At 59.7% G+C, this 11,706-nt stretch carries 9 protein-coding genes; 3 read left to right on the plus strand and 6 right to left on the minus strand.

Annotation, left to right across the window (positions count from 1 at the left end):
- Positions 1-97: 97 nt before the first annotated feature.
- From ndk to ABHU32_RS08960, 4 genes are all read right to left on the minus strand, one after another.
- Positions 98-502 carry a nucleoside-diphosphate kinase gene (ndk, locus tag ABHU32_RS08945; RefSeq protein ID WP_035138006.1) on the minus strand — a complete coding sequence of 135 codons (405 nt, stop codon included), beginning with the start codon at positions 500-502 and terminating at the stop codon, positions 98-100.
- Positions 503-888: 386 nt separating this feature from the next.
- On the minus strand, positions 889-2,319 hold the full coding sequence (gene argH, locus ABHU32_RS08950) for an argininosuccinate lyase (RefSeq protein ID WP_346979688.1): 1,431 nt from the start codon (positions 2,317-2,319) through the stop codon (positions 889-891).
- A 118-nt stretch (positions 2,320-2,437) separates the two neighbouring features.
- The gene (locus ABHU32_RS08955; RefSeq protein ID WP_161144721.1) at positions 2,438-2,608 is read right to left on the minus strand and encodes a hypothetical protein; all 171 of its coding nucleotides are present in this window, start codon (positions 2,606-2,608) and stop codon (positions 2,438-2,440) included.
- A 233-nt stretch (positions 2,609-2,841) separates the two neighbouring features.
- Positions 2,842-4,068, minus strand: coding sequence for an argininosuccinate synthase (locus ABHU32_RS08960; protein ID WP_035138001.1), 1,227 nt, complete (start codon positions 4,066-4,068; stop codon positions 2,842-2,844).
- 554 nt (positions 4,069-4,622) lie between these two features.
- On the opposite strand from ABHU32_RS08960, the gene ABHU32_RS08965 reads away from it, so the two are divergent.
- Positions 4,623-5,450 carry a Cof-type HAD-IIB family hydrolase gene (locus tag ABHU32_RS08965; RefSeq protein WP_152067739.1) on the plus strand — a complete coding sequence of 276 codons (828 nt, stop codon included), beginning with the start codon at positions 4,623-4,625 and terminating at the stop codon, positions 5,448-5,450.
- Positions 5,451-5,727: 277 nt separating this feature from the next.
- Here the strand turns inward: ABHU32_RS08965 and polA are convergent, their stop codons facing one another.
- Entirely contained in the window at positions 5,728-8,478 is a 2,751-nt protein-coding gene (polA, locus tag ABHU32_RS08970; RefSeq protein ID WP_346979689.1) for a DNA polymerase I, read from the minus strand.
- A 166-nt stretch (positions 8,479-8,644) separates the two neighbouring features.
- Here polA and ABHU32_RS08975 point away from each other — a divergent pair, with 166 nt between their 5' ends.
- Positions 8,645-10,042, plus strand: coding sequence for an aminopeptidase (locus ABHU32_RS08975; protein ID WP_346979690.1), 1,398 nt, complete (start codon positions 8,645-8,647; stop codon positions 10,040-10,042).
- A 126-nt stretch (positions 10,043-10,168) separates the two neighbouring features.
- Complete coding sequence (locus tag ABHU32_RS08980; RefSeq protein ID WP_346979691.1) at positions 10,169-10,978, plus strand: YaaA family protein; 810 nt, start codon at positions 10,169-10,171, stop codon at positions 10,976-10,978.
- 40 nt (positions 10,979-11,018) lie between these two features.
- Here the strand turns inward: ABHU32_RS08980 and ABHU32_RS08985 are convergent, their stop codons facing one another.
- Complete coding sequence (locus ABHU32_RS08985; protein ID WP_346979692.1) at positions 11,019-11,540, minus strand: hypothetical protein; 522 nt, start codon at positions 11,538-11,540, stop codon at positions 11,019-11,021.
- Positions 11,541-11,706 lie beyond the last annotated feature (166 nt).

An 11,706-nucleotide genomic window follows, 5' to 3' on the forward strand; every position in this document is an offset into this window, starting at 1 on the left:
CGGGCCCCTGCATAGATTTTGGAATAAAAGGGCGCCGCGGATGGAGTTCCGCGGCGCCCAAGCCACACGCTAACAGCTTTAAGGAGTCAAAGCTGGTTTAGCCAAAGAAGCGCTTGATCTCAATCTCGGCGTTCTCCAGGCAGTCGGAGCCGTGGATCACGTTGGCGTTGACATCGACGGCAAAGTCGCCGCGGATGGTACCAGGAGCAGCCTCAAGCGGGTTGGTAGCGCCCATGAGGGTGCGCATCTTAGCAACAGCGGAGAGACCGGAAACGACCATCTTGACGACCGGACCGCTCGTCATAAAGTCGCAGAGACCGCCAAAGAAGGGCTTGTCGGCCAGATGGGCGTAGTGCTCCTCGACGGTAGCGCGCTCGAGCGTGGTCATCTCCATGCGCTCGATGACAAGGCCGCTGCGCTCAATGCGAGCAACAATCTCGCCGATCTTGCGGTCGCGCACGGCGTCGGGCTTAATCATGATGAAGGTCTTCTCGATAGCCATAAAAGTAGCCTTTCAAGTAGGTTCGCGCGTGCCCAAGTCCCATTCCGGCACCCGCCTGGACTGCATCGTAACAGAGTTTTAGCTGCAGTTAAACAAAAAGCTGTTTATTGAAACGTTGCAATTTATTAAAGCGCTCCATATGTGTCACTTCTGTTTCGAAGCCCGATTAGAGTACCATCCGACCGCCCATCAACCGCATCGAACAGAGCAGACGGTCGGTTGCCACCCGCGAACGTACCCCCTTCACAACCTGCCCAACGGTCCTACAGAAGTTCTCGACAAGCCCCTCCCCCATAGCAACAAAATACGGACGCCCACATCAGCAGACGCCTGTAAAGCAAAAAACGATTCCTCAATAAATGGCAAAAACGGCTTCGGCCAAACCCTTACTTTATCCCGTGGCCCATCTCGACGACCTTGGTCAGCGATCCAAACACGCCCTCGTCGGCCACGAGCTGCGCCTCGGCACGCTCAAGCTGCACGGCAACGGCGGCAGGAGCGGTACCGCCCTCGGTCGTACGCGCGGCGACAATCGAGGGGATGTCGAGCGCCTCGGTAATATCGCGTTCAAAGAGCGGGCTTGCCCCCTGAAACACCTCAAACGGCAGGTCCTCAAGATTGCAGCCGCGCTTCTCACACATCAGAACCAGATGCCCCACCACGGCATGTGCCTCGCGGAACGGCAGGCCACGCTTGGCCAGGTAATCGGCAACATCGGTAGCGGCAAGGTGCCCCACGCCGCACTCGCGCGCCATGGCATCCTCGTTGACGGTCCAAGTCGAAATCATTCCGGCCATAACGGACAGGCACTGCATGAGCGTATGGGCGGTATCGAGCGCGCCCTCCTTGTCCTCCTGCAAGTCCTTGTTATAAGCAAGCGGCAAGCCCTTCATGGTTACCAGCAGCTGCACCAGGTTGCCGTACACGCGACCGCTCTTGCCGCGGATAAGCTCGGCAAAGTCGGGGTTCTTCTTCTGCGGCATGATAGACGAGCCGGTGGAGTACGAGTCGGAAAGCGTGATAAAGCCAAATTCGGAGCTCGACCACAGCACGATCTCCTCGGAAAGACGCGACAGGTGCATGGCCATGACGGAACCGGCGTAATGCAAATCGAGCAGGAAATCACGGTCGGAAACAGCATCGAGCGAATTGGGGATCACGCCCGCAAAGCCAAGTTCGGCAGCCGTCATCTGACGATCGAGCGGATAGCTCGTACCGGCAAGCGCGGCAGCACCCAGCGGGCAGTTGTCGGCGGCATCAAAGGCGGCCTTCAGGCGTGTAAAGTCGCGCGCGAACATCCAGGAATACGCCAGCAGATGATGCGAGAGCAGCACGGGCTGAGCGTGCTGCATATGCGTGTAGCCCGGCAGAATCACCTTGTCGTACTTCTTGGCCGCATCCACCAGCACATGGCGCAGCTCAAGATTGGCCTCCATGAGCTCCTTGGCCAGCGCCTTGACGCCCAGGCGCGTATCGGTCGCCACCTGGTCGTTGCGCGAACGCCCAGTATGCAAGCGCTTGCCAGCCTCGCCGATGCGACGCGTCAGCTCGCTCTCGATGGACATATGAATGTCCTCATCGTTGATATCGAAGGTGAAGTTGCCGGCATCGATATCCTGTTCGATTCCGGTAAGGCCCTTGGCAATCGCCTGCTCGTCCTCGGCACTGATGATGCCCTGGGCCGCCAGCATCTTGGCATGCGCCTTAGAGCCGGCGATATCCTGCTTATAGAGATGTTTGTCGACCGGCAGCGACGCGCCAAACTCCTGCGTGACCTCGGCCACGCCCGCCTCAAAACGACCGCCCCAAAGAGCCATGGAACCGTCTCCTTTCTCCAAATACCAAAACAAGCGTCCAAAGCAATGTGCCCTGTCGCTAAAGCGATTTATCAACCGCTAGTTTTACACACTCCCTGCCGCGCGCGGGGCCATGTGGCTAATTTGCAAAGAAGTGACGCACCATGCACTTGGCGCCCAACGTCTCCCTCCGGATGTTGCCCTGCGAACCATCGATCCAGGCCTTCAGGCTCATAGGAACGTCCTCGACCCTTACAGCATCGAACTCGGGCGCGAGGGCAAGCAAAGCATGCGCGATAGCATTGAACATAATGGATACTCCTCATATATATAGGCACAGAGCCGCCAAATTGATAGAAGGAGCCCCGCCGGACAACCCCGGCGGGGCTCGGACTCAGCCGCAGACGCGGCATCATATATGCGGGCGGAACGTAGGGGCCACCGATGTTAAGAAGTGTCAGCAAGCATAACGAAAGGTAGGGACCCCGTGCGCCCGTTATGTATCACGCGGATGGGCCGCGCGGATACCAAGGGAAGGAGGCGCTAGGCCTGGGCGGCAGCAGAGCTGGGGCCCTGGACCTTTGCCCACGTCTTGAGCGACAGCGTATCGATCTCGATAAAGCCGGCGCTGGCCTTCTCGTCAAACGTGGTGTCGCGATCGTAGGTAGCCAGACCGTAGTCGTAGAGGCTGAAGGGACTCTTGCGGCCGACGACATGGCAGTTACCCTTAAAGAACTTCAGGCGGACGGTGCCGGTAACGAACTTCTGGGTATCGGCCATAAAGGCATCGAGCGCGTTTTTGAGCGGGCTGTACCACTGGCCGTTGTACACGGCGGTGGCCCAATCCTGCTCGAGCTTGATCTTGGTCTTGAGCAGGTCGCCCTCGACGCAGATGTCCTCGAGCGCCTTGTGGGCGGTGATGAGCGTCAGGGCGCCGGGAACCTCGTAGCACTCGCGGCTCTTAAGGCCCACCAGGCGATCCTCGACCAGATCGAGACGGCCAAAGCCATTGTCGCCGGAGATCTTGTTGAGGGCGATGACGATCTCAGAGAGCTTCATCTTCTTGCCGTCGACGGCGACGGGCTTGCCGGCTTCAAACTCAATCTCGGTGTAGGTCGGGGTGTCCGGCGTGTCCTCGGGGTTCTTGGTCATAACCCAAGCGTCGTCGAGCGGCTCGTTCCAGGGATCCTCCAGGTGGCCGCACTCAATGGCACGACCCCACAGGTTGTCGTCGATAGAGTAGGGGTTGTCGTTGGCACCCTCGGGAACCGGCACGTTGTGGGCGTGGGCATAGGCGACCTCGTCGGGACGGCACTTCAGGTCCCACTCGCGAACCGGGGCGATAACCTTGAGCTCGGGGTCGAGAGCCTTGACGGCGGCCTCAAAACGGACCTGGTCGTTACCCTTGCCGGTGCAGCCGTGGGCGACGTAGGTCGCGCCAAACTCGTGAGCGACCTCGACGAGCTTCTTGGCGAGCAGCGGGCGAGAAAGAGCCGAGAGCAGCGGATACTTGTTCTCGTACATGGAGTTTGCGGCGATGGCCTTAGTCAGGAACTCATCAGAGAACTCGTCGCGCAGGTCGAGCACCTGGCAATCGAGAACGCCCAGGTCGAGTGCCTTCTGCTTCTTGGCATCCAGTCCGGTCTCTTCCTGGCCCACGTTGCCGCAGACGCAAACGACATCGAGATTCTTCTCGTCCTGGAGCCACTTGACACATACGGATGTATCAAGACCACCGGAATATGCGAGAACGACTTTTTCCTTGCTCATGGCTGTTTCCTTTCGCCCTTGGTAGCTAGTTAGAACATCGGTCAGTTGCAAGTCATTTCGAGGTCAAAAACCGTGCAATATCAGGTTAAATAGCAAAAAGCAGCACATACATGCCCTAGAAACATGCAGCAATTTCGTGCTAAAACCCAACGACCTCAAAATGACTCTGTTGAGGCATTGCGCCCCATGCGGACAGAGACGATTGTTATCGTCGTCGGGAAATTGCGCGCTGGCGTCGGATGGCATTGTCTGCAGTGGTGATGATCTTTACGAACTGCATCTGCCTCTCCTTTCACCTATCGCCGGGCGCAATTCTAATATCGTAAACGGTACCTTTTCCTCGGTAAGCGGTTGTTTTTCCGTCTCCGTTTTCGATGGTCGCTATATTACGCTAAAGTGCCCGCAGCACAAGCGACAAATTCAAATTTCTGAAAAGTTTTTTCAGTACTTTGTGAAGCGTGGTGCAAATACGCTCCGTTCCTGCGAAAATACGCTCGACTACGAGTTGATGGTTATAACGTCTGAAACAATCTCGAAACGAAAGGCTCGCTTTTATGCAAACTTACGAATCGGACGCCAATATCGGAAACATTAAGATTCTCGCCGTCGACATGGACAAGACGCTGCTGACCGACGAGCGCGTGCTGCCCCAGGGTCTTGATGAGCGCCTGGACAAGCTCGCCGACGCCGACATCGTATTCTGCCCCGCCAGCGGACGTCCCGCCCCCAAGCTCGAGGAGATGTTCGAGGGCGTCAAGAACCGCCTCGCCTTTTGTCCCGACAACGGAGCGTGCGTGATCTATCGCGGCAGCTATATCTATAAGAGCACTATTGACGTGGAGCTGTATCAGCAGGTCTTGAGCCGTGCCTCGGAGGATCCGCGCGCTGTCCCCGTCCTTTGCTGCTTCGACGAGTTCTACGTGCTTGCCCGCGACCATCAATACCACGACGAGATCAGCGTCTACTACAACACAATCAACTACGTCGACAGCTTTGATGGCATTGATTTCGAGTCCAACAAGATTTCGGTCTTCTTCCCCGGCTACGACGCCGAGCCCGCTTTCCGCGAGACCTATAGCCCCGAGTTCTCGGACAAGCTCTACGTCACCAACGCTGGGCGCGAGTGGATCGACTTTATGAACCTGGGCGTCGACAAGGGCGCCGGCGTCGCTCACCTGTGCGAGCACCTGGGCATCGATATTGCCGATGCTGCCGCCGTGGGCGACACCTACAACGACATCCCCATGCTGGAGCGCGTCGGTCACAGCTTTATCGTGGACAATGCCGAAGAGCACATGAACGCGCATGCCAAGTGGCGCATTCCGAGCAACAACGACGGGGGCGTACTGACGCTCATCGACGCCATCCTGGCGGCTCGTTAACGTGGCTCGTTGGGCCTGGCCGGGCGGCACGGGTTAACTTTTCGCTCGGTCAGGTCCTGCGCAAGACGAAAGCCACATTAAGTGGCTTTCTTTGCGTGCGGAATCTACGAAAAGTTAACCCGTGCCGCCCGGCCAGGCCCTAGGTTTACTTACCTGCCGCCAAGATGGCGTCTTGAGTGTCTAGATACTTAGGCTGAATTTAATTGAACGAAGGACGCTCCTTGTTGATAAGGGGCGTCCTTCTGTTTTTGGTTACTTTGGAACTGTGGTTGCTTCCCTATTTAGCGTCGGCCCAGGTTATGCCGGTGCTGGCTTCGGCGATTAGGGGGACGCGGAGGTCTACTACGTGTTCCATGACGTCGCGGACCATGGTGGTTAGGCGCTCGACTTCGTCGACGGGGCACTCAAAGTCCAGTTCGTCGTGTACCTGCAGGATCATGTGGGCGGCAAAGCCTTCTTCTTCCAGGCGGCGGCTTACGCGGGCCATGGCGATCTTGATGATGTCGGCGGCGGTTCCCTGCATGGGGTGGTTCATGGCCGTGCGTTCGCCAAAGCCGCGGAGTTGCGGGTTTTTGGCCTTGAGTTCCGGAATATGACGACGGCGGCCGTACATGGTCTCGGCGTAGCCCGTCTGCTTGGCACGTGCCACCACGTTGTCGAGGAACGTGCGCACGCCTGGGTAGGCCTCGTAGTAGCGGTCGATCATGTCGCGTGCCTCGGCCATCGAGATATGCAGCGACTGCGACAGGCCGTAGGCCTGCTGACCATACACGATGCCAAAGTTCACGGCCTTGGCGCGGCTACGCAGGTCGGGTGTCACCTCGGACACCGGCACGCCAAATACGCGCGCGGCCGTCTCGGCATGGAAGTCCTCGCCTTCGTTGAAAGCGCGCACCAGATGCTCGTCACCCGAGAGATGCGCCAGCAGGCGCAGCTCAATCTGCGAGTAGTCCACCGCCAAAAAGAGGCTACCCTCCCCCGCCGAGAACGCCGTCTTGACGGTACGCCCCAGCTCCGAGCGCGTCGGAATGTTTTGCAGGTTCGGGTCGCTCGAGGACAGACGCCCCGTTGCCGTGATGGTCTGGTTGTACGTGGTGTGCACGCGACCGTCACCACGGCGCAGCGGGCCCAGCGTATCCAGATAGGTGGACTTGATTTTGGACTTTTCACGCCAATCCAAGATCAGACGCACGATTTCGTGGTCGCGGGCAAGGTCGCTCAACACCTTGGCGTTGGTCGAATAGTAGCCGCGCTTAGTCTTCTTGAGGCCCTTGGTCGGAAGCCCCATCACATCAAAGAGCACATGCGACAGCTGCATGGGACTGCCAATATTAAAGGTCTCGTCACCCGCCAGGTCGCGAATGCTGCGCTCGACCTCGGTGATCTGGGTCGCCAGGCCCTCGGACAGATTACGCAGGCGGTCGGGATCCACGAGCATTCCCGCGCGCTCCATCTTGGCAAGCACCGGCACGAGCGGCATCTCGATGCCATCGAACACGTTGGCGGCATTCTCACGGGCCATGCACTCGCGCAACGGCGTCACGAGCGCCAGCGTCAGAGCCGCAGTACGGGCGGCAGGCGCTGGAGCGTCCTCACCAGCACCCTCTGCGCCGCGCGCCGCAGGCAACGCCATCTGCAGATACGTATCGGCAAGATATGCCTCATCGAACTCGGAGCGATCGGAATCCAGCAGATAGGCAGCGACCACGGTATCGAAGATACGCGTGGAATCGGCAGCGAGCGGATCCATGAGCTCGGGCTCAGAAGAATCGATGGGCGAAAGCTCGTGCAGCAGCGCCTTCGTATCCGGGCTCGCCACGCGGCCCTCCATAAACAGGCGCGCAAGCACGCCGGCGATCACACCGTGGACGAAGTTGAAGCCCTCAACCTCAGCCGCCGCGCAGCTGTCGCCCTCCTCGAGCGCGAAGAGGCCCTTGGACGTCGCCAGCCACAGCGTACGCGTCAGGCCAAAGAGCGCACCCTCCTCCTTGTCATCGTCCACCACGACGGCGACCCACTCGCCGGCATCAATCGCGCGAGAGACCTCGGACGCCACGGCAGCAAGTGCCTCCGCATCGCCTGCGGCGGCACGCAAAACGGAGGGAATCTCAAGCGTGCTGGCGGCGGGCACGACCCCGCCCTCGCCGCCAATCAGCGCCAGGAAGCGGTTCTGCATGGCCGTAATGCCGAGCGTGCCGAGCGCCGCGGAGACCTCGTCGGCAGAAAACGCCGGGAAGGACGTCGCCTCAAAGTCGAGCTCGACAGGCGCATCGGTGCGAATGGTTGCGACCTTGCGGCTCAGCAGCGCATCGTCGATATGTGCACGCAGGTTCTCGCCCATCTTGCCCTTGACCTCGTCGGCATGCGCGATGACCTCGTCCAGGCTACCGTACTGCGCGATGAGCGCACTCGCCTTTTTGGGGCCGATGCCCGGTACGCCGGGGATGTTATCGGACGTGTCGCCCTTCAGACCGTAAAAATCGGGTACGAGGGCCGGCGTAATGCCGTGATACAGGTCGTCCACGCTCTCGGGTGTCATGATCGCCACGTCGGACAGGCCCTTGCGAGTCGAGACCACGTTGACGTGCTCGGTCACGAGCTGATACATGTCGCGGTCGCCGGTCACCAGCAACATGTCGCAGCCGGCCTCCTCACCCAGGCGCGCCATGGTTCCCAGGATATCGTCACCTTCCCAGCCCTCAGACTGCAGAATCGGCACGTTGAGCGCACCGAGCAGCTCCTTGATCATTGGAAACTGTGCGTGCAGATCGGGGTCCATGGGCGGACGCTGTGCCTTATACTGCGGCAGCATCTCCATGCGCACGCGCGGCTTGCCCTTATCAAACGCCACGACCACGCCGTCGGGGTTAAAGGCATCGACCATCTTGAGAAACATGTTCAGAAAGCCAAAGATCGCGTTGGTGGGGCGACCGTCCGGCGCGTTCATGGTCGGCGGCACGGCGTGGAAGGCACGGTGCATGAGCGAGTTGCCGTCGATAACGGCAAAGGTGCGGCGCTTATCAGACATATTGAATACCTCGCTTTGGGCTGGGCACGGTTTGCTCACCCCAGTTTACACGCTCCCCGCCCCGCGGCCACCGCACATCAAGCTCCGCCGCCATCTCACGCCCGTGCGTGATACGATGGCTCACGGTACATCAACCAGCACGATCGATCCGAAAGGAGCCTGCGTCATGGAGCGTCCCTGCGCATGGAAAAAGTACACGCCACAGCAAATCGAGGAGCTCGAGGAGCTTTGCCGCGGCTATAAGCAGTTTTTGAGCGAGAACAAGACCGAGCGCCTGTGCGTCAAGACCGGCATCAAGATGGCCGAGGAGGCGGGCTACGTCAATCTGGAGACCGTGATCGCCGAGGGCCGCGCGCTCAAGGCCGGCGACAAGGTGTACGCCGCCAATCACGGCAAGGACCTCATGCTCGTCAACCTGGGCACCGCCCCGCTCGAGCAGGGCTTTAACATCCTGGGCGCCCACGTGGACTCGCCGCGCCTGGACCTTAAACAGAACCCCGCCTTCGAAGCCGGCGACATGGCCTACCTCGACACGCACTACTACGGTGGCGTCAAGAGCTACCACTGGGTGGCCTCCCCGCTTGCACTCGTGGGCGTCATCTGCAAAAAGGACGGCACCACCGTCGACATCAACATCGGCGACAAGGCCGACGATCCGGTCTTTACCATCTCCGACTTGCTGATCCACCTCTCGAGCGAGCAGATGGCCAAGCCCGCCAAGGACGCCGTCGACGCCGAGATCCTCGACGTGATCGTGGGCGGCCGTCCCGTCAAGTTCGATGAGGACGACAAGGACGCCCCCAAGGAGCCCGTCAAGCAGATGTTCTTGGACATCCTCAAGGAGCAGTACGACGTCGAGGAGGAGGACTTCCTCTCCGCCGAGATCGAGGTCGTGCCCGCCGGTCCGGCCCGCGACATGGGCCTCGACCGCTCCATGATTCTGGGCTATGGCCACGACGATCGCGTCTGCGCCTATCCCTCCATGCTCGCCCAGATCGACGTCGCCAACGTGGAGCGCACGAGCATCACGCTCATCGTCGACAAGGAGGAGATTGGCTCCGTAGGCGCCACCGGCATGACGAGCCGCTTCTTCGAGAACACCGTCGCCGAAATCATGACGCTCGCCGGCGAGGATAGCCCGCTGGTTCTGCGCCGTGCACTCGCCCACAGCCGTATGCTCTCCTCTGACGTGTCCGCCGGCTTCGACCCGGGCTACGCCGGCAAGTTCGAGACCAAGAACGCAGCCTTTATGGGTCGCGGCCTGTGCTTTAACAAGTACACGGGCAGCCGCGGCAAGGGCGGCTCCAACGACGCCGACGCCGAGTACGTGGCCCTCGTCCGCGACATCATGGACGAGGCCGGCGTGGACTTCCAGACCTGCGAGCTCGGCCGCGTCAATGCAGGCGGCGGCGGCACCATCGCCTACATCATGGCCAAGTACGGTATGAACGTCATCGACTCCGGCGTTGCCGTCCTGTCCATGCACGCCCTGTGGGAGGTCGCCAACAAGGCCGACATCTACGAGGCCTACCGCGGCTACAAGGCCTTCCTCGAGCGCGCCTAACCAGTCCTCGTAAAACGAGCCCAATCAGCCCTTCATAACTTGCGGTGAAATACGGATTCATTAGGCCTTCCAACAGGGAAAGCAGTCTGCATTTCACCGCAACTTTTTTAGCGGGAGGAGGATTCCGTGCTACAGGTCGTCATTTCGCCCGCCAAACAGATGCGGACAGCTCAAGATGCCTTTGACGTTTGGGGCATACCGCCTTTTGCACATCAGACGGCCCGGCTCCATCAGGCACTGCTGGGCATCGAACACGAGGACGGCGCGGCAGGCCTTCAGGCCCTTTGGAACGTGAGCGACAGGCTGCTTACAACGTGCCTGGATACGCTTCACGAATTTATGCCCGTCCTGAGCGATGCCGACCTCGCCGATTCCGGTATCGCACGTCGCCTCTCCCCCGCCGTCATGTCCTATCACGGTATTCAATACCAGAGCATGGCGCCCGAGGTGATGGATTCCACGCAGCTCGCATGGCTGCAAGACCATCTATGGATCCTCTCGGGCCTTTACGGATGCGTACGCCCCTTTCATGCCGTTGAACCGTATCGGCTGGAAATGGGCGCAAAGCTTGCCGTCGACGATGCCCGAGACCTCTACGCGTTTTGGGGCGACAAGCTCGCACGGACCATCGCTCCGGCGAGCTCCAACGCTACGATCGTCAATCTCGCCAGCGCGGAATACGCCAAAGCCGTTCTGCCCCGCCTCACCACCGATGTCACGGTCGTCACATGCCTCTTTGGTGAAGGCATCCGCAACGGCAAGCCCATCCAGCGCTCGACCGCCAGCAAAAAGGCGCGCGGCTCCATGGTGCGCTGGATGGCAGAAAACAAGCTCGAGGATGTAAGCGGGCTCACCGCGTTCGACGTTGGCTATCGTCACCTTCCCGAGCTTTCAAATAAAAACACTTTGGTCTTCCTGAACGAACAGGCCTTGTAGGACCACCGCTACTCTTGAATGTGCTGCCCAGGCACGACATCTATTCCGCCAAGCCGTCGGCTTTGGCAATTTCATTTGTCGTGCCGTCCTGATAGGTAATCTTGACATGCTCCACCTCGGACACCTTGACGCCCGACGGGGGCTCCAGACGCCATTCCGTCAGGGCGATATCCATGGTCGTGGGCACATCTCCTTGATCTTTGAGCTTCACCGTCAGCGTTTTGAGCGCCGCGTCAAACGTCACGCGTTCGATTTCTTCGCCTGGAATGGACCCACCACTCAGCTGCAACTGCACAAACTCATCGCGCGGGTACCAATAATCGCCCGGAACGGCGAGCGTATTGGCATTACCGCCAGTACTCCTCACCGTCATAATCGGTAGGCTATCATCGGCCTCAAACTCCCAGGCAGCGCCGCCGCGACCGCCAAACGTCCAAATACAAAAGGCAATCACCAGCACGGCAAGCACCGCAAAACCAATCGCGACCAACCCATGGTGCGCACGGCTTTCCTCGGCCGATACATCCCATTGCGTCTCTCGATATAGATGCTTGTCTTCCATGTACGCCTCCCCACAGGCACGCTCGTTAGGCCAATCGTACCCATTCAGGCTATACTTGAGCCCACTACATAAACGGGGAGCTTGCAGGACAGGACGGCAGGCTGAGATTGGGCGCGCCCGCCCTGACCCGCAAACCTGATATGGGTAATGCCAACGAAGGGAGCCG

Source organism: Collinsella aerofaciens (assembly GCF_039758965.1).
Classification (GTDB): Bacteria; Actinomycetota; Coriobacteriia; order Coriobacteriales; family Coriobacteriaceae; genus Collinsella; species Collinsella aerofaciens_BR.